The organism is Streptococcus sp. LQJ-218, assembly GCF_003428885.1.
In the GTDB taxonomy this organism is placed as follows: Bacteria; Bacillota; Bacilli; order Lactobacillales; family Streptococcaceae; genus Streptococcus.
Genome location: NZ_QQRU01000006.1, coordinates 1 through 21,981 on the forward strand (window position 1 = coordinate 1; position 21,981 = coordinate 21,981).

General features: G+C 41.2%; 23 protein-coding genes, 1 tRNA gene and 2 pseudogenes. 2 read left to right on the forward strand and 24 right to left on the reverse strand.

Annotated features, from left to right (window positions below):
* Position 1: 1 nt before the first annotated feature.
* Together D2908_RS06040 and rlmD are read right to left on the reverse strand one after the other, a co-directional pair.
* Positions 2-73 (reverse strand) — tRNA-Glu (locus D2908_RS06040).
* A 61-nt stretch (positions 74-134) separates the two neighbouring features.
* Entirely contained in the window at positions 135-1,490 is a 1,356-nt protein-coding gene (gene rlmD, locus D2908_RS06045) for a 23S rRNA (uracil(1939)-C(5))-methyltransferase RlmD (RefSeq protein WP_117305640.1), read from the reverse strand.
* Positions 1,491-1,527: 37 nt separating this feature from the next.
* On the opposite strand from rlmD, the gene recX reads away from it, so the two are divergent.
* Both recX and D2908_RS06055 read left to right on the forward strand, forming a co-directional pair.
* A complete protein-coding gene (gene recX, locus D2908_RS06050) occupies positions 1,528-2,304 on the forward strand; it encodes a recombination regulator RecX (RefSeq protein WP_117305642.1) in 777 nt (258 codons plus the stop codon).
* 88 nt (positions 2,305-2,392) lie between these two features.
* Positions 2,393-2,926: a DUF402 domain-containing protein gene (locus tag D2908_RS06055; RefSeq protein WP_049494921.1), complete on the forward strand. Its 534-nt coding sequence runs from the start codon at positions 2,393-2,395 to the stop codon at positions 2,924-2,926.
* Between the two features lie 69 nt (positions 2,927-2,995).
* Here D2908_RS06055 and D2908_RS06060 read toward each other — a convergent pair whose 3' ends face one another.
* The 22 genes and pseudogenes from D2908_RS06060 to rbfA all read right to left on the reverse strand — a co-directional run bounded on the left by D2908_RS06060 (position 2,996) and on the right by rbfA (position 21,816).
* The gene (locus tag D2908_RS06060) at positions 2,996-3,763 is read right to left on the reverse strand and encodes an epoxyqueuosine reductase QueH (RefSeq protein ID WP_117305644.1); all 768 of its coding nucleotides are present in this window, start codon (positions 3,761-3,763) and stop codon (positions 2,996-2,998) included.
* Between the two features lie 137 nt (positions 3,764-3,900).
* The gene (groL, locus tag D2908_RS06065) at positions 3,901-5,523 is read right to left on the reverse strand and encodes a chaperonin GroEL (protein WP_117305646.1); all 1,623 of its coding nucleotides are present in this window, start codon (positions 5,521-5,523) and stop codon (positions 3,901-3,903) included.
* 15 nt (positions 5,524-5,538) lie between these two features.
* Entirely contained in the window at positions 5,539-5,823 is a 285-nt protein-coding gene (gene groES / locus D2908_RS06070; RefSeq protein ID WP_000917315.1) for a co-chaperone GroES, read from the reverse strand.
* Between the two features lie 155 nt (positions 5,824-5,978).
* Positions 5,979-6,374 carry a single-stranded DNA-binding protein gene (locus tag D2908_RS06075; RefSeq protein WP_000282467.1) on the reverse strand — a complete coding sequence of 132 codons (396 nt, stop codon included), beginning with the start codon at positions 6,372-6,374 and terminating at the stop codon, positions 5,979-5,981.
* A gap of 76 nt (positions 6,375-6,450) precedes the next feature.
* Positions 6,451-7,212, reverse strand: coding sequence for an SDR family NAD(P)-dependent oxidoreductase (locus tag D2908_RS06080; protein ID WP_117305648.1), 762 nt, complete (start codon positions 7,210-7,212; stop codon positions 6,451-6,453).
* Between the two features lie 41 nt (positions 7,213-7,253).
* On the reverse strand, positions 7,254-7,880 hold the full coding sequence (gene ytpR, locus D2908_RS06085; RefSeq protein WP_117305650.1) for a YtpR family tRNA-binding protein: 627 nt from the start codon (positions 7,878-7,880) through the stop codon (positions 7,254-7,256).
* A gap of 14 nt (positions 7,881-7,894) precedes the next feature.
* Positions 7,895-8,212: a thioredoxin family protein gene (locus D2908_RS06090; RefSeq protein WP_117305651.1), complete on the reverse strand. Its 318-nt coding sequence runs from the start codon at positions 8,210-8,212 to the stop codon at positions 7,895-7,897.
* Complete coding sequence (locus D2908_RS06095; protein ID WP_346426295.1) at positions 8,209-8,499, reverse strand: DUF4651 domain-containing protein; 291 nt, start codon at positions 8,497-8,499, stop codon at positions 8,209-8,211. The genes D2908_RS06090 and D2908_RS06095 overlap by 4 nt, the downstream gene beginning before the upstream one ends.
* A 185-nt stretch (positions 8,500-8,684) precedes the next feature.
* A complete protein-coding gene (locus D2908_RS06100) occupies positions 8,685-10,292 on the reverse strand; it encodes a CTP synthase (protein WP_117305655.1) in 1,608 nt (535 codons plus the stop codon).
* 503 nt (positions 10,293-10,795) lie between these two features.
* The gene (gene rpoE / locus D2908_RS06105; RefSeq protein ID WP_165847451.1) at positions 10,796-11,383 is read right to left on the reverse strand and encodes a DNA-directed RNA polymerase subunit delta; all 588 of its coding nucleotides are present in this window, start codon (positions 11,381-11,383) and stop codon (positions 10,796-10,798) included.
* A 115-nt stretch (positions 11,384-11,498) separates the two neighbouring features.
* Positions 11,499-12,256 (reverse strand): annotated as a pseudogene (locus D2908_RS06110) (DUF3883 domain-containing protein).
* Positions 12,257-12,429: 173 nt separating this feature from the next.
* Positions 12,430-15,081 (reverse strand): valine--tRNA ligase, encoded by a 2,652-nt coding sequence (locus D2908_RS06115; RefSeq protein WP_117305658.1) that lies wholly within the window; start codon positions 15,079-15,081, stop codon positions 12,430-12,432.
* Between the two features lie 66 nt (positions 15,082-15,147).
* Entirely contained in the window at positions 15,148-16,320 is a 1,173-nt protein-coding gene (locus tag D2908_RS06120) for a hypothetical protein (protein WP_117305660.1), read from the reverse strand.
* Between the two features lie 11 nt (positions 16,321-16,331).
* On the reverse strand, positions 16,332-16,889 hold the full coding sequence (locus D2908_RS06125) for a GNAT family protein (RefSeq protein ID WP_117305661.1): 558 nt from the start codon (positions 16,887-16,889) through the stop codon (positions 16,332-16,334).
* Positions 16,867-17,454, reverse strand: coding sequence for a flavin reductase family protein (locus D2908_RS06130; protein ID WP_117305663.1), 588 nt, complete (start codon positions 17,452-17,454; stop codon positions 16,867-16,869). The genes D2908_RS06125 and D2908_RS06130 overlap by 23 nt, the downstream gene beginning before the upstream one ends.
* Before the next feature lie 281 nt (positions 17,455-17,735).
* Positions 17,736-18,131 (reverse strand): helix-hairpin-helix domain-containing protein, encoded by a 396-nt coding sequence (locus D2908_RS06135; RefSeq protein WP_117305665.1) that lies wholly within the window; start codon positions 18,129-18,131, stop codon positions 17,736-17,738.
* 95 nt (positions 18,132-18,226) lie between these two features.
* The gene (locus tag D2908_RS06140) at positions 18,227-18,481 is read right to left on the reverse strand and encodes a DUF1912 family protein (protein ID WP_000119706.1); all 255 of its coding nucleotides are present in this window, start codon (positions 18,479-18,481) and stop codon (positions 18,227-18,229) included.
* Between the two features lie 9 nt (positions 18,482-18,490).
* Positions 18,491-19,825 carry a DUF438 domain-containing protein gene (locus D2908_RS06145; RefSeq protein WP_117305666.1) on the reverse strand — a complete coding sequence of 445 codons (1,335 nt, stop codon included), beginning with the start codon at positions 19,823-19,825 and terminating at the stop codon, positions 18,491-18,493.
* The gene (locus D2908_RS06150) at positions 19,825-20,058 is read right to left on the reverse strand and encodes a DUF1858 domain-containing protein (RefSeq protein ID WP_000368732.1); all 234 of its coding nucleotides are present in this window, start codon (positions 20,056-20,058) and stop codon (positions 19,825-19,827) included. The genes D2908_RS06145 and D2908_RS06150 overlap by 1 nt, the downstream gene beginning before the upstream one ends.
* 330 nt (positions 20,059-20,388) lie before the next feature.
* A pseudogene (locus tag D2908_RS10140) lies at positions 20,389-20,571 on the reverse strand (hypothetical protein).
* 1 nt (position 20,572) lies between these two features.
* Positions 20,573-21,352 (reverse strand): hypothetical protein, encoded by a 780-nt coding sequence (locus D2908_RS06160; protein WP_117305668.1) that lies wholly within the window; start codon positions 21,350-21,352, stop codon positions 20,573-20,575.
* 113 nt (positions 21,353-21,465) lie between these two features.
* Positions 21,466-21,816, reverse strand: a complete 351-nt coding sequence (gene rbfA, locus D2908_RS06165; protein WP_117305670.1) for a 30S ribosome-binding factor RbfA — start codon at positions 21,814-21,816, stop codon at positions 21,466-21,468.
* Positions 21,817-21,981: the final 165 nt, after the last annotated feature.

Here is a 21,981-nt window from a genome sequence, read left to right on the forward strand (position 1 = left end):
ATAGTCCGTACGGGATTCGAACCCGTGTTACCGCCGTGAAAAGGCGGTGTCTTAACCCCTTGACCAACGGACCTGAGTTGGTTTTTTCAACTCTTACTATTATACCGACTTTTTTTTCTTTGTCAACACCTTTTTTAAACTTTTTTAATTAATTTTACAACAGCTTCAGTTCGAGCTGTATGTGGGAACATATCGACCGACTGGATATAATGGAGATCATAGACTTCTACTAAGCGTACTAAATCACGAGCCAAGGTCGAAACATTGCAAGAAATATAGACCATTTTTTCTGGTACATAGGTAAGAATAGTATCTAATAACTTATCGTCCAGACCTGTACGTGGTGGATCCACGATCAGAGCATCTGCTCGGTAGCCTTCCTGATACCATCGAGGAATAATGTCCTCTGCTGTTCCAGCTTCATAATGAGTATTGTCAAATCCCATTTTTTTAGCATTTTGCTTGGCATCTTCAATGGCTTCTGGAATAATATCCATACCTCTGAGTGTTTTAACTTTCTTTGCGAAGGCAAATCCAATCGTTCCAACTCCACAATAAGCGTCAATCAAATGGTCTTCTTTATCAACATCCAGCGCTTTTACCGCCTCGCTATAGAGGACTTCTGTTTGTTCAGGATTTAGTTGATAGAAAGCTCGAGGAGATAGTGAAAATTCATAATCGAGTACACCTTCTTGAATACTCTCTTTTCCCCAGATAATCTCTGTCTTTTCACCATAAATCTCACTGGTTTTAGCTGTATTTGTATTCACAGCTACTGTCACAACCTCTGGAAAATTTTTAACCAAGTCTTTTACTAGTTGGGTTAAATTAAGCTGGCGATTTGTAACAATAATAATCTGAACTTGTCCAGTCTTTCTTGCTCGTCGGACCATAATAGTCCTAACACCTAGAACTTTTCTCTCATCCGTGATTGGAATCTGATGATAAGTAAGCAATTCTGCTAGGCGATTAGCAATCACTTGGGTTTCCTTATCTTGTACGAGGCAGTCTTTCAACTCTACCAAATAATGAGAGTTTTGTGCATACAGACCTGCCTTGACCTGATTTTTAAATTTTCGAGTCTGAAATTGTAACTTAGCACGGTAGTACTTTGGTTCCTGCATTCCAATAGTTGGACGGATTTCATAGTTTTCATATCCTGCAGGAGCAAATTTTTTCAGCGCTTGATGAAGTAAGTCCGTCTTGAACTCGAGCTGCTTATCATAATGCAGGTGCATGATTTGGCAGCCTCCGCACTCATTGTAAATAGTACATGCTGGCACAACACGGAATTTAGACTTCTTGTTGACCTTCAGTAATTTTGCCTCTACAAAGTTACGTTTAATGGAAGTAATCTGACAATAGATATCTTCTCCTTTTAGAGCTCCAGGCACAAAGACTAATGTTTTTTGATAAAAGCCGATTCCTTCACCATTAATTCCCATGCGCTTGATTTTTAATGGTATTTTTTGTTTCACTTTCAGATTCATACCCCTATCTTATCACATTTTGAGGTATAATAGAACTATGAAAATCACAAAACTTGAAAAGAAAAAAAGACTCTATCTGATGGAGCTTGATAATGACGACAAATGCTATATTACTGAAGATACTATTGTTCGTTTTATGTTATCGAGAGATAAGGTGATAGGCGAAGAAGAATTAAAAGAGATTCAGGACTTTGCCCAATTTTCTTATGGGAAGAATCTAGCCCTCTACCACTTATCCTTTAAAGCTCGCACTGAAAAAGAAGTCAGAGAATATTTAAAAAAATACGATATTGATGGAAACATAATTTCACAAGTCATTGCTAACCTCAAAGAGGATAATTGGATTAATGATGGCCAGTACGCTTATGCTATCATCAATGCCAATCAACTTTCAGGAGACAAGGGTCCATATGTACTGACTCAGAAACTAACACAAAAAGGGATTTCAAAATCAATTATAGAAGAGATCTTGAAAGAGTTTGATTTTTCGGAAGTTGCTCAACGTGTAGCCAATAAACTATTGAAAAAATATGAAGGAAAACTTCCAGCTCGTGCCTTGCAAGATAAGATAATCCAAAATCTGACCAACAAGGGATTTTCCTATTCTGATGCTAAAAGTGCCTTTGATCAGTTGGATAGTCAAGTTGACCAAGAAACGACTCAGGAACTCATCTTCAAAGAGCTTGATAAGCAATATACTAAGTATGCTCGAAAGTATGAAGGATACGAACTTAAACAGCGTTTAACTCAAGTTTTAGCACGAAAGGGCTACGATTTTTCGGATATAGCAAGCGCTCTCAGAGAATATCTTTAATATTTTCATGTAAAATTCACAGATTTTAGGCAATTTTATGGTACAATAGTAAACGATAAACTTATAAATTGTAGAAAGTTGGTTAGTTATGAAGCTTCCAAAAGAAGGCGACTTTATTACAATTCAAAGTTATAAGCATGATGGGAGTCTCCACCGAACTTGGCGGGACACCATGGTACTAAAAACAACAGAGAACGCTATTATCGGCGTCAACGACCACACACTTGTTACCGAAAGTGACGGTCGTCGTTGGGTCACTCGAGAACCGGCTATTGTTTACTTTCACAAGAAATATTGGTTTAATATTATCGCTATGATTCGTGATAATGGAATTTCCTACTATTGTAATATGGCTAGCCCCTACTATCTGGATGAAGAAGCACTAAAGTATATTGATTACGATTTGGATGTTAAAATTTTTACAGATGGGGAAAAACGTCTCTTGGACGTTGAAGAGTACGAGCGTCACAAACGCAAAATGAAGTATTCTTCTGATCTAGACTATATTCTGAAAGAGCATGTTAAGATTCTTGTTGATTGGATTAACAATGAGCGAGGTCCTTTCTCAGAAGCCTATGTCAACATTTGGTACAAGCGCTATGTAGAACTAAAGAATCGGTAAAGTTGTCAAACTGGGGTTAAGGCCCTGGTTTTTTATTTTAAAAACCCAGCTTTGCAGCTGGGCTTATTCTTATATATCTAATTTAGTCACTGTAAATTTGATGTGGGAATAGTCTTTTTCAACATCCTTATCAAGCATGAACGCAGTAGCGTCCTTCTTAACTTGAACCAGATCAATATTCTGGGCTTGGGCTGCATAGACGCATCCACAATAACATTGACGATAGATATCATACTCTTCACACATCTCCACTGAACGTTTGTACCCTTGATTTTTCTTGAAATCACTTGGAAGATAGTGGGTTGTGTAAATTTTTTGCACATCGATTCCGATGCTGTTAATGGTTTGAGAATTCTTATGAGGGCTGATGGTCAAGGCTGAGCCAAAGTAGTCAAAACTCAAGTCCATAGCCACTTGCGCTGTTTTGTCCAAACGGTAGTCAAAGCAAACCTTGCAACGATCCCCACCTTCTGGCTCTTCCTCTAGTCCTCTAACTAACTTCCGATATTCATTTGGTTCATAGGGGGCTTCTAGGTACTGAACCGTATTTCCTGTTCGCTCATTGAAGTCACTGACAAATTTCTTGGTAACGTAAGCCCGCTTGTGGTATTCTGCCTTGGGATGGATATTGGAGTTGGCAAAATAGATGGTCACATCAGCGTACTTGGTCAGATACTCTAGGGTGTAGGTACTACAAGGAGCACAGCAAACATGCATGAGAATGGTTGGGCGCTGCTCATTTTTCTCCCATACTTGTACCATCTTCTGCATGACACGGTCATAATTAATCTTCTGATTAGGGTTCATCTTGCTCAGAATTTCTTCTACATCGATCATGTTCTTCTCCTTTTTCTAGTCTTATTTTATCATATAAGTTAGGAGAGCTCAAATCAATTTAGAAGTGAATATCATAAAAAGGAGGGGTAGTCATTCCCTCCTTTTGTGTTTTTTATAAGTTGTTTTCTATAGAAAGCTTACATCATGCCACCCATCATGCTTGGATCCATTGCTGGAGCCGGAGCTGCTGGTTCTGGTTTATTGGCTACAACTGCTTCTGTTGTCAAAATCAAGCTGGCTACAGACGCTGCATTTTGTAGGGCTGAACGGCTAACCTTAACAGGATCGATAATTCCTGCTTCAATCATGTTGACCCACTCACCAGTTGCTGCGTTGAAACCTGTACCAAGCTCGGCATTTTTCAAACGATCGATGACGATAGAGCCTTCAAATCCTGCATTGTGGGCGATTTGACGAACAGGTTCTTCCAAGGCACGAAGAACAATATTACGTCCTGTTGCTTCATCACCTTCTAACTCTAAGGCAGCAACAGTAGAGATAACATTAACAAGGGCAGTACCACCACCTGCAACGATTCCTTCTTCCACGGCTGCACGAGTAGCATTAAGAGCATCTTCGATGCGGAGTTTCATTTCTTTCAACTCAGTTTCAGTTGCAGCTCCGACCTTGATGACTGCAACACCACCTGACAATTTTGCCAAGCGTTCTTGCAATTTTTCACGGTCAAATTCAGAAGTTGTGGTTTCGATTTGAGACTTGATAACTGCAACACGGTGAGAAATCGCTTCAGGATTTCCAGCACCTTCTACGATAACAGTGCTATCTTTGTCCACTGTTACTCTAGCTGCTTGACCAAGAGCTTCAATTGTAGCGTCTTTCAACTCAAGACCAAGATCTTCAGTGATAACTGTTCCGCCTGTTAAGATGGCAATGTCTTCAAGCATGGCTTTGCGACGGTCACCAAAACCAGGTGCCTTAACAGCTACCACGTTGAAGGTTCCACGAATCTTGTTCAAGACAAGGGTTGGAAGAGCTTCGCCATCCACATCATCTGCAATAATCAAGAGTGGACGATTGCTTTGGAGAATGCTTTCTAGAAGTGGCAAGATTTCTTGGATATTGGAAATTTTCTTGTCAGTGATTAAAATGTACGGATTTTCAAGGTCAGCCACCATTTTTTCGCTATCTGTCACCATGTACTGTGAAAGGTAGCCACGGTCGAACTGCATTCCTTCTACAACTTCAAGCTCTGTTTCCATACCACGTGACTCTTCGATAGTGATGACTCCGTCTTTGCCTACTTTTTCCATGGCTTCAGAGATGTATTCGCCCACTTTTTCGGAACGAGAAGATACGGCAGCAACTTGAGCGATAGCTTCTTTGTTGGCAACAGGGATGGCGTTGTTTTTCAATGCTTCTACAGCTGTGGCAACTGCTGTTTCAATCCCACGACGAATGCCAATTGGATTGGCACCTGCTGTGACGTTTTTGATACCTTCACGGACGATAGCTTGGGTCAAAACAGTTGCAGTTGTAGTCCCATCACCTGCGATATCATTGGTTTTTGAAGCTACTTCTGATACCAATTTAGCACCCATATTTTCAAAATGGTCTTCCAATTCAATTTCTTTGGCAATAGTCACACCATCATTGGTAATCAAGGGTGAGCCAAATGATTTTTCCAACACAACGTTACGACCTTTTGGTCCCAAGGTTACTTTAACAGTATCTGCAAGGATATCGACACCACGAACCATAGCTGAACGGGCATCTGATGAAAATTTAATTTCTTTTGACATACTTACTTTCTCCTTCTATTCTTCAATGATAGCCAAGATGTTAGCTTCGCCTACGATGATGTACTTTTCATCGCCATCTTTGACATCAAGACCTGCGTGAGCTTCAACTAATACACGGTCTCCAGCCTTCACACTTGGAGCAACCAAGTCACCGTTCAAGGTACGAACACCTTGCCCAGTAGCTACAACTTTGGCTGTTTTTGTTTTTTCTTGGGCTGAGCCTGCAAGGACAAAGCCTCCAACAGTTTGTTCTTTTTCTTCGATTTTTAAGACCACACGGTCCCCTAATGGTTTCAACATCTGATTTCCTCCATGATGAGATAGATAGCATTAGCACTCTTTATACCTGAGTGCTAAATCATAGTTCTATTGTATCACTTGGTCAGAAATAGTCAAGAAAAAAGTCTGACTTTCTCAAGATAAAAAGCCTGAGACCAACTCAGACTTTTTAATGTTTAAAATGGCAATTCCTCCTCTTCCAAAACCAAATCTGCTAAATCCTGTCCTGCATTATTTTCACGCATAGCGCGTTGGGCACGACTTTCCAAGAGTTGGAACCCTGTCACAAGGACTTCAGTCACATAATTCATTTGACCATTTTTCTCGAAACGACGGGTACGAAGTTCTCCATCCACTGAAATGAGACTACCTTTAGTTGCGTAGCTGGCCAAAGTTTCTGCTAGTCTGCCCCATAGAACCATATTGACAAAGTCAGCTTCTCGTTCCCCATTTTGGTCTTTGTAACGACGATTCACAGCGATAGTTGCTCGCGCTACTGACTTGTCATTGTTGGTTTTGTGCAATTCTGGTGTAGACGTTAAACGCCCAATCATGATAACTTTATTATACATATTTTTTCCTCCTACTTATCTATTCGTAGGAAATCAAAAAAAGTTACAGAAATTTGTAACTTTTCGAGGAAATTTTTTATTTTTTATGAACCATAAAACCTGTCGCCTGTTGATTGGCCATAATAGTCATATCTGTAATCTGAACACGATGAGGTTGACTGGTCACATAGACTACTGTATCTGCAATATCCTGAGCTTGCAAGGCTTCGATTCCTTGGTAAACGGACGCAGCCCGCTCTTTATCGCCGTGAAAACGTACCATCGAAAAATCTGTTTCGACAATTCCAGGCTGAATGGTTGTCACCTTGAGATCCGTTGCGATGGTATCAATTCGCAGACCATCTGAAAAGGTCTTAACTGCCGCCTTGGTAGCTGAATAAACTGCTGCACCTGCATAGGCATAAATTCCTGCGGTTGACCCCATGTTGATGATATGTCCTTGATTGGCTTTTACCATTGCTGGCAGGAAACAGCGAGTGACTGCCATCAAACCTTTAACATTGGTATCCAGCATGGTCAACATATCCAACTCTTCATAATCCTGATAGGGTGCTAAACCTAGAGCCAGTCCAGCGTTGTTGACCAGGATATCAATCTGACCTATCGTTTCTAGAATATTGGAGCAGACAGTCTTTACAATGGTCATATCCGTGACATCTAGTGGAAAGGTCCAAACTGTTTGATTTGGATAGGTTGCTGCAAACTCTGACTTGAGAGTCTCTAATCTGTCTGTCCGTCGTCCAGTTAGAACGACATTCTCACCCTGCTCCAGATAAGCACGCGCAATCGCTTCACCAATTCCTGAGGTAGCCCCAGTAATCAATACATTTTTTGCCATCTTATTTCCTTCTAGCTGGTTTATCAGATATTAACAACTTCCTAGGCAGTCCAGTGTTTAGCTGGATCAAATGGAGTTCCAACAATTTGGTCTTCTGATAATTCAAGCACTCCACGTTTTTGCGGAGCATTTGGCAGATGCAATTCACGAGGGCTACACATCATGCCAAAACTCTTTTCACCACGAAGCTCACCTGGGAAAATAAGATTGCCTTTGGGCATCATGGCACCAGGTAAAGCGACAATGGTTTTCAACCCAACACGTGCATTAGGTGCTCCTGCAACAATTTGCACTGTCTTGTCACTTGCGACTGCAACTTGGCAGATGTTGAGGTGGTCACTATCTGGATGAGCTACCATCTCGACAATTTCACCAACAACAAACTTAGGCTCTTTGTCATTGATAATTTCTTCTGTAAAACCTTCCGCCTGCAATTCTTGGTTCAAACGAGCGACTTGCTCATCTGATAAAAAGACTTGACCGCGCTCTGCAATTTCAAACAAACTTGAAACTTCAAAAATATTCCAAGCCACTGTTTCTCCATTATCTTTTAGAAAAACACGGGCTACCTTGCCTTTGCGCTCCACATCCAACTTAGCATCTCCGCTGTTTTTCACGATGACCATAAGGACATCACCGACATGTTCTTTGTTATATGTAAAAATCATTGTTTCCTTTTCTCCTATTTCAGTCCTGCTAAAAAGTCATTAATTTGTTGTTTGCTTTTACGGTCACGATTGACAAAACGGCCGATTTCCTTGTCCTTTTCTAGAACAACAAGGCTAGGAATTCCGTAAACATCCCAGAGTTTAGCCAAATCCATATACTGGTCTCGGTCCACTCGAATAAAGGTGAACTCTGGATTGGTCTCCTCAATCTCTGGCAAGGCAGGATAGATATAGCGACAATCGCCACACCAGTCCGCCACAAAAAGGAAAACCTTCTTGCCCTCTTTTTCCACTAAAGATGCTAATTCTTCTAAATTTGCTGGTTGTATCATAAGACTTCCTCCTCATAGACCAGGTCTTCATTTTCATAGACAAAGGTATAATGACGGCCATCCTCAAAAATGACGCCACCAACCAAGCTCTCTAGACTGCTTTCATAAACTTGAACATAGAGAGTCGCAATTTCCCCCATGTCTGAAAAATGGTCTCGCACAATCGCTGTCAACTCTTCCTGAGTCTTCCTAAGCTTACGGTCATCTGCAACTTTTTTCGTAGCAAGGGCAAGGCTCCCAATTCCAAGCAGAGCCAGACCTGTCATCCACATTTTTTTAGCTTTCATACCATTCATTTTAACACAAAAAAGGCTTTAGGACAAATAGGGAAGCAGTATCTAGGCAGGGAAAATCCCTTTCCCTCAATGAGAAGAGAGGACCGCTTACCCTTATTGCCAATCACCTGAGTTGCCAAGAATTTTTTGAAGGAATCAAAAAACCTCTGAGATTCTTCTCAAAGGTTCCTATTTTCTTAATTACTATTCTCAACTGCTGCAGTCACAAAGGCAGTGTAGAGTTCTTCTGGGCGGTTTGGACGACTTGACAGTTCAGGGTGGTACTGACACGCTACAAAGAATTTATTTTCTGGGATCTCAACAATTTCGACCAGGCGATTGTCTGGTGAAACGCCTGAAAAGACAAAGCCTGCTGCTTCAAACTGCTCACGGAAGGCATTGTTAAATTCGTAGCGGTGACGGTGACGGCGTTGCACCACTTCTTGATTGTGATAAGCAGCCGCTGCCTTAGAACCACGTTTCAACTTAGATGGATAAAGTCCCAAACGAAGGGTTCCCCCCATATCCTCAACGTCAATCTGATCACGCATGATATCAATGATAGGGTATTTTGTTTCTGGTGCAAGCTCTGCAGAATTGGCTCCTTCAAGACCCAAAACGTGACGAGCAAACTCGATACAAGTCAACTGCATTCCCAAGCAGACTCCCAACATTGGAACATCATTTTCACGCGCAAAGCGGATGGCTTGAATTTTTCCTTCCGTACCACGTTGACCAAAACCACCCGGTACGATGATTCCGTCAGCGTCAGATAGAAGCTCTGCTACATTCTCTGCTGTCACATCATTGGCATTGATCCAATTGATTTTCACTTCTGCGTCGTTGGCATAGCCAGAGTGTTTTAAGGCTTCGACCACAGAAATGTAGGCATCTTGCAACTCCACATACTTACCGACAAGGGAAATTTTAACTTGTTTTTTGAGATTCATGACCTTGTCCACCATGGCTGACCACTCTGTCATATCTGCTACCGGTGCATCTATTTTCAAATGATCACAGACAATTTGGTCCATACCTTGTGCCTGCAAGTTTAATGGAATTTGATAAAGGTGTTCGACATCCAAAGACTCGATAACAGCTTCTGGTGCCACATCACAGAACTGGGCTAGTTTGTTTTTTATTCCTTGACCAGCTGGCTCTTCTGTACGAATAACCAACATATTTGGTTGGATTCCCAGACCACGCAATTCTTTGACAGAATGCTGAGTTGGCTTGGTCTTCATTTCACCAGCGGCCTTGAGGTAGGGAAGCAAGGTCGTATGGATATACATGACATTATCTGCACCCACATCTGCCTTCATCTGACGAAGTGCCTCTAGGAATGGCAAGGACTCAATATCCCCAACAGTTCCACCGACCTCTGTGATAATAACATCAGAGTCAGTCGTTAGAGCAGCACGCTTGATTTTCTCTTTCAAAGCATCTGTGATATGAGGAATGACTTGGACAGTTGCCCCAAGGTATTCGCCACGACGTTCCTTACGGAGAACTTCACTGTAAATTTTACCAGTTGTCACGTTGGAATATTTGTTAAGATTGATATCGATGAAACGTTCATAGTGACCCAAGTCCAAATCTGTCTCAGCTCCATCATCTGTCACAAAAACTTCCCCGTGCTGATAAGGACTCATGGTTCCTGGATCGATATTGATATAAGGGTCAAATTTTTGAATGGTTACTTTGAGACCACGATTTTTCAAGAGACGGCCCAGACTTGCTGCTACAATCCCTTTCCCAATAGACGATACCACACCACCAGTTACAAAAATATATTTCGTTGACATAGATTCCTCTTTCTAAAATGCTCAAGGCCCTGTTAACTACGTGGGAACATAGAAAACAAGACCCTACTAATAAGAATAATCTGGAACTACTGCACCAGATTCACAACTAATACTCTTCGAAAATCTCTTCAAACCGCGTCAACGTCGCCTTTCCGTAGATATGTGTTCCTGACTTTGTCAGTCTTATCTACAACCTCAAAACAGTGTTTTGAGCAGCCTGCGGCTAGTTTCCTAGTTTACTTTTTGATTTTCATTGAGTATAACATACAAGAAGATAACTTCTTGAAAAAACAAAAATAGCTCCCTAAGAACTAGGGAGCCCCGACCTCTAAAAGAGGTGCCCGAACAATATGATACCTTAAAGCAGATTATTTGTCAACCCGAATTGGTAGAATGTGAAAAAAGGGGATTGTTTTCAGAAGACCAACTAAAGATCCACATCCAAACGGATGACCTGCTCAAGGAACAAAAAGGAGATCAGGCGATCTCCTCTGTGAGGTCTTTTATTCTTCACTCGTTTCAGCGTCGTCATCTGAAAACTCATCATCTTCTTCGTTGAGATCGACGTCTTCATCCAAGTCATCAGGAGCGATTTCGTTGATTTCTGCATCATAAGCTTCCACTTCGTTTTTCTCATCATCTGGATTTTCATCATCATATGAAAGAGCTGGATCTGCTTCATATGCATCTTCGTCTTCCGGATCATCAGCATTGTAATCAATAGCATCTGAATCCCCGTCCATGAAGGCATTGACACGTTTTTTCTTAGCTTTTGGTGCTACTTCATCATCGTCACTTTCTTCAAGAGCGATGATTTCTTCGTCAATTTCGTCCACACCATACCATGAACGAAGACCCCATTTGTTGTCTCCAAGAGAGATGAAGCTACCGTCAAAGTTCAACTCTGTATAGAACAAAGGCAAAGCTTCGCGGATATCGCTGTTTGATGTTCCAAGGTAGTTTTGAATTTCGTTTACAAGATCGCTAAAATGCATCTCATGATCGCGACCACGAAGTTCCAAGATAGCACGCGCTACCTCAATCATAGATAGTTCACTTTTTTCTTGCCCAGCAAATACTTCTAATTCCAAAGCGTTTCTCCTCATTTATACTGCTATTGCCAGAGCGAACAGACTCTGACCTCATTTTATCATTTACTCTTTATTTTACGATAATTTTGCGGAATAGTCAAAGGTTAAGGGAGAACTAATAGAAATCTTCTAAGCTTCTATATTCAATAATTTCATTTTTGATAATATTTTTTTAAACTCAAAATGTTTTAAAGGATTATCAATTAACACTATCTTTGGAATATCATCTAGGTTGGTGACTAGAGATAAAATAAAATCTGATTGAAACTCTTTGGCTTTTTCAAATTCTTTGGCAGTCAAACGAATGCGACCCTTAGGTTTTCGAATTCCTTTTACTTCGGCAAGGTAGGAATGATCTTGCACATCTACTTGGAAATCATATCCATGACCATAAATACGGGCATCGGTCAATAGTCCACCTTGGAATTTTTCTTCTTTATCAAAATGAAGGATAAAATAATTCTCTGCCTCCATTCCAGTTTCTTGTAGACGTTTGAACTTAGTTCGAACTATTGGTTTTTCAACGATGGTTATACCTGTTTTCTTCCCTTCACTTGCAAGCAACATTTTAACGATTTCTGCATAACTGTGAACATCTTCATTCCCAAACATCATATCAATTAAATCTTTACGAAAACGATAAACTTCAGCTTTCTGCCACCAACCTTTTCGATTATTGTCAAAATAGGGATCAAATAAATCCATTCTATTTTTTACAACTCCTGTTGTTTCAGCAATTCCAAGAGACACCACATGGCGATAAAACTCCGACTTGCTAGAGCATTGAAATTCTTTTATAAAAAGCTTATCAAACTTGGCAAGACCGTAACCAATTAAATTTAACAATTCATAATGAGGGTGTTTATACTCAATGAAAATCAAAAAGCAAACTAGGAAGCTAGCCGCAAGCTGTACTTGAGTACGGTAAGGCGACGCTGACGTGGTTTGAATTTGATTTTCGACGAGTATTAGACATCACTTTCTCCATCAATAGATATTGATTTTATTATACCAAAAAAACACGGTTTACCACCGTGTTTCTGTGTTTATTTAACGAGTTTCTTCATCTCATCAATACGTGCGACGGTCGCGTCGTATTTGGCTTGGTAGTCGGCTTGTTTGTCGCGTTCTTTTTGGACGACTTCTGGTTTGGCGTTGGCTACGAAGCGTTCGTTAGAGAGTTTCTTGCCGACCATGTCCAGTTCTTTTTGCCATTTAGCCAGTTCCTTGTCGAGTCGAGCCAGTTCTTCTTCGACATTGAGGAGGTCTGCCAGTGGCAGGTAGATTTCTGCTCCTGTGATGACGCTTGACATAGCGAGTTCAGGTGCAGGAATGGTTGATGCGATTTCCAAGTGTTCTGGATTTGTGAAGCGTTTGATGTAGTTGACATTGCTGTTAAAGAAGGCTTCCAAGTCGCTATCGCTAGTCTTAACAAGGATTGTGATTGGCTTGCTTGGTGCTACGTTTACTTCCGCACGTGCATTACGAACAGCACGGATCAAGTCTTTGAGGCTTTCCACACCAGTGTGGGCAACAAGGTCTTCAAAGGCTGGATTGACAGTTGGGTATTCTGCTGTGACGATAGAGCCTTCTGAGATTTGGCCAAAGATTTCCTCTGTCACGAACGGCATGATAGGGTGAAGGAGACGAAGGATCTTGTCCAAAGTGTAAAGGAGAACAGAACGTGTGATGACTTTCTCTTCTTCGTTGTCGCTATAAAGGACTTCCTTGGTCAACTCAACGTACCAGTCCGCAAACTCGTCCCAGATGAAGTTGTAGAGAATATGTCCAGCCACACCAAACTCAAACTTGTCAAAGTTAGAAGTAGCTTTTCCGATGGTTTCATTGAGGTTGTGGAGAATCCAGCGGTCTGTGACATTTCCAGCTTCCTTGTTAACAACTTTTTCGACATTAGCCGTTGCTTGCTCAAGAGTCAAACCTTCATTGTTCATGAGGATGTAGCGAGAGATGTTCCAGATCTTGTTAATGAAGTTCCAAGATGCATCCATTTTCTCGTAAGAGAAGCGCACGTCTTGTCCTGGTGCAGAACCGTTTGAAAGGAACCAACGAAGGGCATCGGCACCGTATTTCTCAATAACATCCATCGGATCAATCCCGTTACCGAGTGACTTAGACATCTTGCGTCCTTGCTCGTCACGAATGAGACCGTGGATAAGCACGTTTTGGAATGGCTGACGTCCAGTGAATTCCAAGGATTGGAAGATCATACGAGACACCCAGAAGAAGATGATGTCGTAACCTGTTACCAAGGTTGAAGTTGGGAAGTAACGTTTGAAGTCTTCTGAATCGACATCAGGCCAGCCCATGGTTGAGAATGGCCAGAGAGCAGAACTGAACCAAGTATCCAAGACGTCTTCGTCCTGAGTCCATCCGTCACCTTCTGGAGCTTCTTCGCCGACATACATTTCACCCTCAGCATTGTACCATGCAGGGATTTGGTGACCCCACCAGAGCTGACGAGAGATAACCCAGTCGTGAACATTTTCCATCCATTGAAGGAAGGTATCGTTGAAACGAGGTGGGTAGAATTCGACCTTATCCTCTGTGTCTTGGTTAGCAATAGCATTTTTGGCCAATTGGTCCATCTTGACGAACCATTGCGTTGACAAGCGTGGTTCAACTACAACACCTGTACGCTCTGAGTGACCAACACTGTGGACACGCTTTTCGATTTTAACGAGGGCACCGATTTCTTCCAACTTAGCCACGACTGCCTTACGAGCTTCGAAACGGTCCATGCCTGCAAATTCAAAGGCAAGCTCATTCATAGTTCCGTCGTCGTTCATGACGTTGACTTGTGGCAAGTTGTGACGTTGACCCACCAAGAAGTCGTTTGGATCATGAGCAGGAGTGATTTTCACGACACCTGTACCAAACTCAGGGTCTGCGTGTTCATCCGCGACTATTGGGATCAATTTTTTAGCGATTGGAAGGATGACGTTTTTACCGATTAAGTCCTTGTAGCGTGGGTCTTCTGGATTGACTGCAACGGCAACGTCTCCAAACATAGTCTCAGGACGAGTTGTCGCAACTTCAAGGGCGCGTGAGCCGTCTTCCAGCATGTAATTCATGTGGTAGAAGGCTCCTTCGACATCCTTGTGGATGACTTCGATATCAGAAAGGGCTGTGCGAGCTGCTGGATCCCAGTTGATGATAAACTCACCACGGTAGATCCATCCTTTCTTGTAAAGATCGACAAAGACCTTGCGAACGGCTTTTGACAAACCTTCGTCAAGAGTGAAACGCTCACGAGAGTAGTCTACAGAGAGCCCCATCTTGCCCCATTGTTCCTTGATGGTAGTGGCATATTCGTCTTTCCATTCCCAGACTTTCGTCAAGAAAGACTCACGACCAAGGTCATAACGGCTAATGCCCTCACTACGCAAGCGCTCCTCAACCTTAGCCTGAGTGGCAATCCCCGCGTGGTCCATCCCTGGAAGCCAAAGGGTATCGAAACCTTGCATGCGTTTTTGACGGATGATGATATCTTGCAAAGTTGTATCCCAAGCGTGACCAAGGTGAAGTTTACCAGTTACGTTTGGTGGTGGAATCACGATCGAATAAGGCTTGGCCTTTTGATTGCCTGAAGGCTTGAAAACATCTTCGTCAAGCCATTTTTGGTAACGACCAGCCTCAACCTCGGCTGGATTGTATTTAGGTGAAAGTTCTTTAGACATGTGTGTGCTCCTTTACTGTTTTCAAGATAAGTATTTTTATTTTTAAAATATTATGTTTCATAAGATTCAATAACTATTTCGAATTATCTCACCATCCCAACTCAACTCAATTTTGTTTTGAACATAGGAATCGTTACAAAATTTAAGATGTTCTTTTTCATAATCACCACAATTTACCATACAACAACTTACATTATCTAAATCCAGAGCTTTTTCATAATAGTTTTCTGGGAATGCAAAACATCTATGTTCTATCTTTAATGAATCTGAATTAATGATCTGGCTAATAGGTTTCATTGTCTTTGTTGAAATATAAGTCCATCCTACTACTTGGTTATCAGTTTTATTGTTTTCATTCTGAATATTATAGAATTCATCTTTTATAAAATTAGACAACTCATACACTAGACTTTCATTCAGTTCGGGAGAAATTTTTTTTGAAAATAGGGGCTCAAGGATTTGTCCAATATATTCACCGTATCTTTTAAAACTATCATCGTACTCTGGATTGGCAAACATTTTTCCATCTATAGGGAGAAGTTGAATATCTTCCTTTACTCTATATACAAAAACTGCCATTTTTTCATGTGTATCTTCCGCATCAACTTCGTAAAAAACTGAATTAAAATCTGGAGAGACATAAAGAACAGGTTGTTCACCTCCCCCTTTATTTAATCGCATTAAGGCTTGATGTTTATTAATGAATCTCCACTCAATTGGATCAAAATCTTCTTTAAGATTATCACCATCATATAACTTTATCGCTCGATATACATAGGAGTCTTTTTTTACCATGAATCTTGGATTAGATCTTAAGAAAGAACCGTATTTATCTAAATATATTATTTCTTTTACTATTTCTGTTAATTGTTCTAATTTAGCATCCGTTTCTTTCTTTAGAAGATATTCCAATTCACTTTGTAACTGTTTCATTTTATTAGAATCTTTTAAAAACAAACAACTCTGAACATATCTAGCGATTTCATTATTTGACTTAAATTTTGGGAAACATACCTTATTTGTATCAGAATCAAATTGTAAATTGTTGTATAGTGTAGCACCACCAAAAATTTTTCTAGAGATCAGTAAAGATAGTTCTTCGGGATTAACAACCTGATTCAAAAAATCTTTTTTAAAAGAGAATTCCTCTAAATCAATCCCATTAATAAATTCTCTATGTTTCCTTCTAAGGTTACACAGGTAGGATTTTTTTGATTTATTACTATTTTTTTTTGACATGATAAACTTTCCTATACCTCCCACTCACTCTTCAGCAAGCCATATATCAGACTGTCACAGCGATTTCCTTGGGCATCTTTACGGTCTCTTATGCGAGCTTCGAGGGTAAAGCCAAGTTTTTCTGCGACTCGTTGACTTTGGGTATTGTAGCCAAGACAAGTCAATTCAATCTTGTGAGGATCCAAATCTTTAAAGGCTAAATCAAGCAAAGCACGCGCTGCTTCTGGTACGTAACCTTGGCCCCAGTAGTCTGGGTGCAAGGTATAGACAATTTCTAGCACATCGTCCGCATGGCGGTGATTGCAGTCAATAGAACCAATGGCTTTATCGGTTCCTTTGACGACAATCCCATAGCCTACTGAGAGATTTTCCTTTTGATTGCGCTCAGGAAGGATATGCTTCAGATAATCAATCTCATCTTCCAAGGTCTTGACGGGCGGAAAGCCCGCTGGGTAAGAAACTTCTGGGAGGCTAGCGTAGGCATGGATATTCTCAGCATCCTCTAAAGTACAGCCTCGCAAGACAAGTCGCTCCGTCTCGGTTCGTTCAGGTAGTTCTGCTCTTGTCATCTTTCTTCCTCGCTTTCTTGATAAAGCTACCCATAGGATCGACTCGGTCATCTAGATAACGATAAACGCGCTGATGGCCGTCCCCCATAAAGTAAGTTGGTGAAAAACGGTCGTTTTTAAAATGCCCTTTCTCATCCAAGAGCTCTGGATCAGCCAGTCGCTCGAGAATCTTGGCAAAGATATGGCAGATGCCATCTTCCTCGATAATCCGATCCACTTGGCAATCCAAAACGACTGGACAAGATTCCAAAATCGGAGCATGAGTCTGTTCAGAAATCTCATAGTCTAGTGCCAGGTGTTTCAGTTTCTCCCGATGGCTTATAAAACCAGCCTGCTCCATTTCTAGCATGAAGTTTTCATCAGGGATGTTTACGGTGAACTTCTGATAATGCTTAATCTGGTCAGCCACATTTTCCTCAACACCAACACCGATGACCAGCCAATCTCCCAGACTATAAGAGGAACTGCAGGTCGTGATATTGTGTCCAAAGTTGTTGTCCTGATATCCCAAGATAAAGATAGGAAAACCATAGTAGAGTTTGCTGGTGTTAAAAGATTGTTTCATGACAACCTCCTTTTACTAAGGCGCAAAAGAAAAGCCCTGCCATCTACATGACAGGGACGAATGTATTTATCCGCGGTACCACCCAATTTCGGGCAGTTGCCCGCAACTCTCGTCTTTAAAACAAAAAGACAATATTATTTCATTTTCATCCATTAGCAACTAGTTTTGACACATTTGTGGACTTCTCAGCGCCGCCACTTTCTGTAAAATGTGGGATTCAAAACACCTCTAATGGCTTTATTTTAACAAGTTTTTGACGGAAATGCAAGAGGCAAGAAAGATTACTTGAACTTGACGCCGTTTTCTTTTAATTTCTTGATGGTAGCTGGACCGATTCCTTTCAAGGCAAGGAGTTCTTTTTCAGTCCAGTTTTTGAAATCTGACGCAGACTTGATTCCTTCATCATAGAAGGTCTTGGCACGGTCAAGTGGAAGTCCACCCAAGTTAGCTGCAAAATCTTCTACAGAATTGGATACTTTTTGAGCTTGCTCTTTGGTAGCTTCTACTGTTTGCTCAACTTTTTTAGAAACAGCCTTACCAGCTTCACTCGCTGACTGTTCTGCACGTTTCACTACTTTTTTTGTCTCTTCTACAACCTTAGTCATAGTACTTGAAAAAGCACCTGCACGACGGAGGCTGTTTCGTAATTGTTTTTTACGATTGAGTTTCTTTGACATGATAAAATCCTTTCAATAAAAAATCCCTGCTCTAACAAGGATTTAATAAGAGTATTTTATCAAGATTTTAGTAAAAAATCAAGAATCTATCTCATTTAATAATTTCGCTCACCAAACAAGCCATCTGGCAAATCATGGAATCCCTTGCCTGCTTTAAAGTTTTCAAACTTACCAAGCAAGAACTGATAAGCATCCAGGCGACTTTCGTAGCGAATCATGGCATCTTTGGCACGCTCGTCTTGGTCTTCTTCGTAGACTTTTTGGCTTTCCTTGTGCGCCATGTCATTGATCATAATCTGGGTATTGACCCAGGCTTCAAATTCCTTCATAAATTCTTGTTCGTAACTCATTTTTTCTCCTTATTCTAATCCACGGAAATAGTCCGTATCAATCTCACGGTAGGGTTGAATATCCTGAACATACTCCAGCACACCTTGGAATTCTCCCTCTTCATCGTGCACTGCTGCGTAGGTGATGTGGACAAATTTACCTCGCGACTCAGACTTGAACCACATTTCATACTTGTCCTTGGTTCCCTCACGAAGGCCCTTCATGATAGTTTTGACCTTGTCCAAGTACTTAGGTGGATGGCAGAGTTCTACATTACGCCCGACTTGTGACGGCGTCCGTTTGAAAATCATCTCGTCAGCCGGCGTATTGTCATTGTAATACTGGAAAATATCGTCCTTATTGACAAAGGTAATCTCCATAGGGAGGTGATTGAGGATGAGGTTGACCTGCTCGACTGAAAGATAGCCATTGCCAAAAGCCTGCTGACTATGACGGTCCAGCACTGCTTCCTTTTCCTTAGGGGTAAAAGTAATGGTAAACTGCCCTTCTGGCGTATCGATAACTTGCTGAACTTGACCTTCAGCAGTGTCTAGTTGCACGGGCTCCTCTGCACTCTTTTCCTCAAGGAAACTCTGGCGCTCTGGCACCCATTTCTCAGACGGACGGATGATAGCATAGCCATAGGCATCGCTCTCCTCGGCAATCTGAAGCCAGTCATCCTGAGTAAAGGATTCTAGTAGAATCATGAGAAGGATAGATTCTTCCTTAAAAATCATACTTTCAAACTCTGTCGCAAAGGCTTCAAAATCTTCTTTTACACTGCGAATCGACACTTCTGGTAGTGACTTGGCTGTCGCTAAAGCTGTTTGAAAGAGTTCCCTGATCTGATCATCGACTCCCCACATGACTTTGGGAGGTGAATCGTGTCCATAACGCTCCATGATAGGAAAGAAGAGTTCTTCCTTGCGCTGGTAGTGACGGTCGAACTGACCTACAAGTCCCATTTGACGAACCAATCCCTTACGCATCTCTGCCAGCATTTCCTCGTCTTCCATAGACTCATAGGTATCTAACAATCTTCGAACACGAATCAAGGCAGCACGGAGGGCTAGATTTTCATCCTTAAAAACACGCACAGGATGACCTGGATGCTCTGTATCTTCAACTTCGACACCCTTAACAGCATTCTTAAAGAGATTGGCATGGACATCACAGAGCTCCATGACGTCTTCAAATGTCACACCTGAGTCAGAGTTCATCAACTCGTGCTCCATGAGGGAAATCTCTATGGCTGAAACACCTGTAAAAGTCGCATCAAAGCGCTCCTGAACCGACTCAGGAGAGGCACCATTGTGCAATTCTAACAAAATATCCCGTAGGATATGAATCCGTTCATCTGCCATTAGTCTAACCCAATCACTTCGTAGCCATTTGCTTCCAGCGTGCGGACAATCTTATCCATAGGAGTTCCTTCCAGTTTAGACCCCTGTTTGAGCGATACTTTTCGTCCGACTGTATTTCGCATCAAAGGATTTGCAAGAGGTTTAAAACCGAGTTCTACTAGGATATCTAAAACTTCTGGATGCTTGTCCACAACTTCCGCAACAGGAATAGATACATCAATGATATTGTCCATCATAACCTCCATCATATTCTCTAACAGTTTTGTTCTTTTTATTATACCACAAGGGCAAAGATTAAAAAACTAGCAGTAGAAGACTTGCTAGTTTTATTTCGTATCATTTCATTATTTCATTATTTCTAATTATATAGACTTCTCCTAGTAAAACCTCAAAGTCTTATCCTTACCATGATCATCAGAGAAGTTTGAAAAAACAATCTATGATCTTGAAAAGAATTCTATAGAAGAGTAATTGGAAGGCGAAAGAGATTAGGAACCAGAGTATTTTTATCAGACCAACAATTGGTGTTATAAAAAGAAGAGTAAAGAACCTCCAAAAAGATTTCATTCTTTATCCTCCGGCTTCATCAACCAAGTAGCTGTATCCATAAGCTGATCTACGAGAACTAATTTTCCCAAACTAACGACTGTGTTTTCATCTTTTTTTATGATTTCTGCAACTTATAAAGCTTGCCTTGTTAGAAGATAATTACCGTAGGTTTTGGCCAGTACTGTTATGATCCCCATGTCAATCTCCTTCGATGATTTCCACTTCTTTTCGGATAGTTTCTATATCTTCTTGGTATTGATTTTCATCATAATTAACCAGTTTAGATAATTCCTTCTGCAATCTCTCACCCATGGGTTTCATAGTGGCAAAGGTTAAACCACCTGATAGGACTCCACCTAAGATTGGAATAACTTTTCCCATTCCTTTAGCTAAGCTACCTTTTGTCAGATTCACTCCAAAGATTTTCAACACTTTTTCCAAAATAGGATACCAAAGAGTCTTTGTCAAGGCTTTCTGGGGAACAGTCTTCATCACTTGCTTAGCAACTGTAACACCACCAGAACGAAGTAGAGCTCCCGCACCATTTACTCCCAACATCACTCCCAGATAGAGTAAGAGGGTATTTTTAGCTTCTCCGCTCAGCTCATTTCGCGAAGCCCAGAGATCATCATAGCCGTAAATATAGCCTAGCTCCTGAGCTAGTTTCAGTGAAAATGCGTAAAACTGGGCTACATCTGTCGGAATGGTAACGGCCATGGCAAGACCACCAGGTAATCCAGCCAAAACTGATGTCCCACTTGCCAGCAAAACATTATCTTTAATGCAGGCATTGGCCACTCGATCTAAGGTTTCCTGAGGTAATAAAGCTGTCGGCCCTTCTTCCAATAATCTAGGAATATCCTTTGAAACCACTTCCTTAGAGAATTTGTCCATTAAAAATTTTGACCGGTTCACTTTGACGACAGGAAGTTTTATTACCTGTTGCAACACTTGCATCGCCACATCTTCTTTAGCCATCTCTATCTCCCTGTTATTTTTTTATTATATAATATCATACCATATAGAGCGTTTTCGTATCCTATATTATCTTTCATTTCTCCACTAAAAAAGAGGGTTGCCCCTCTTTCTGCTTAGTTTTTATCCAGATTGCGTAGCATCTCGTCAATCTTGTTTCCATATTCGATGGATTCGTCTTTGACGAAAGTTAAGTCTGGAATTTTGTACAATTTCAAATTGTGACCAAGTTCACGTTTGATAGTACCAGTTGCTTTTTCAAGCCCGACTTGAGCTTTCTGATGATCTGAGGCAAGATTACTCAAAATAGTGTAGTAAACCTTAGCCATAGATAAGTCACCTAGCATCTGAACATCAGTGATGGTCACACCTTGGACACGTGGATCACGGACTTTCTTTTGCAAAATCTCATTGACTTCGCGCTTGATCTCCATACCCACACGGTCTGTACGAAAATGATTTGCCATGCTTCTTCCTTTCTCTCAATTGAACCAAAAGCTAGGCCAGCAGACCCAGCTTTGTCTAGTAGATAGAGGAACTAGAGCCATTTGAATCTAGGAAACAAGCCTTAGATAGAACTGAGGTTCATCAAGGCGCTGTTGACGACGAGTCAAATCGGCTATCGTTTCTCT

Coding starts and splice junctions, on each gene's coding strand:
- D2908_RS06150 (WP_000368732.1), bottom strand. CDS start 20,058: ATGGACAATATCATTGATGTATCTATTCCTGTTGCGGAAGTTGTGGAC.
- D2908_RS06100 (WP_117305655.1), bottom strand. CDS start 10,292: ATGTCAACGAAATATATTTTTGTAACTGGTGGTGTGGTATCGTCTATT.
- D2908_RS06075 (WP_000282467.1), bottom strand. CDS start 6,374: ATGTATAATAAAGTTATCATGATTGGGCGTTTAACGTCTACACCAGAA.
- D2908_RS06130 (WP_117305663.1), bottom strand. CDS start 17,454: ATGAAACAATCTTTTAACACCAGCAAACTCTACTATGGTTTTCCTATC.
- rbfA (WP_117305670.1), bottom strand. CDS start 21,816: ATGGCAAATCATTTTCGTACAGACCGTGTGGGTATGGAGATCAAGCGC.
- D2908_RS06060 (WP_117305644.1), bottom strand. CDS start 3,763: ATGATCGATGTAGAAGAAATTCTGAGCAAGATGAACCCTAATCAGAAG.
- ytpR (WP_117305650.1), bottom strand. CDS start 7,880: ATGATTTTTACATATAACAAAGAACATGTCGGTGATGTCCTTATGGTC.
- D2908_RS06140 (WP_000119706.1), bottom strand. CDS start 18,481: ATGAGTTACGAACAAGAATTTATGAAGGAATTTGAAGCCTGGGTCAAT.
- D2908_RS06115 (WP_117305658.1), bottom strand. CDS start 15,081: ATGTCTAAAGAACTTTCACCTAAATACAATCCAGCCGAGGTTGAGGCT.
- rlmD (WP_117305640.1), bottom strand. CDS start 1,490: ATGAATCTGAAAGTGAAACAAAAAATACCATTAAAAATCAAGCGCATG.
- D2908_RS06125 (WP_117305661.1), bottom strand. CDS start 16,889: ATGACAAGAGCAGAACTACCTGAACGAACCGAGACGGAGCGACTTGTC.
- D2908_RS06055 (WP_049494921.1), top strand. CDS start 2,393: ATGAAGCTTCCAAAAGAAGGCGACTTTATTACAATTCAAAGTTATAAG.
- D2908_RS06095 (WP_346426295.1), bottom strand. CDS start 8,499: ATGAAAGCTAAAAAAATGTGGATGACAGGTCTGGCTCTGCTTGGAATT.
- D2908_RS06090 (WP_117305651.1), bottom strand. CDS start 8,212: ATGATACAACCAGCAAATTTAGAAGAATTAGCATCTTTAGTGGAAAAA.
- groES (WP_000917315.1), bottom strand. CDS start 5,823: ATGTTGAAACCATTAGGGGACCGTGTGGTCTTAAAAATCGAAGAAAAA.
- D2908_RS06160 (WP_117305668.1), bottom strand. CDS start 21,352: ATGGCTAAAGAAGATGTGGCGATGCAAGTGTTGCAACAGGTAATAAAA.
- D2908_RS06135 (WP_117305665.1), bottom strand. CDS start 18,131: ATGTCAAAGAAACTCAATCGTAAAAAACAATTACGAAACAGCCTCCGT.
- D2908_RS06145 (WP_117305666.1), bottom strand. CDS start 19,825: ATGGCAGATGAACGGATTCATATCCTACGGGATATTTTGTTAGAATTG.
- D2908_RS06080 (WP_117305648.1), bottom strand. CDS start 7,212: ATGGCAAAAAATGTATTGATTACTGGGGCTACCTCAGGAATTGGTGAA.
- D2908_RS06120 (WP_117305660.1), bottom strand. CDS start 16,320: ATGTCAAAAAAAAATAGTAATAAATCAAAAAAATCCTACCTGTGTAAC.
- recX (WP_117305642.1), top strand. CDS start 1,528: ATGAAAATCACAAAACTTGAAAAGAAAAAAAGACTCTATCTGATGGAG.
- groL (WP_117305646.1), bottom strand. CDS start 5,523: ATGTCAAAAGAAATTAAATTTTCATCAGATGCCCGTTCAGCTATGGTT.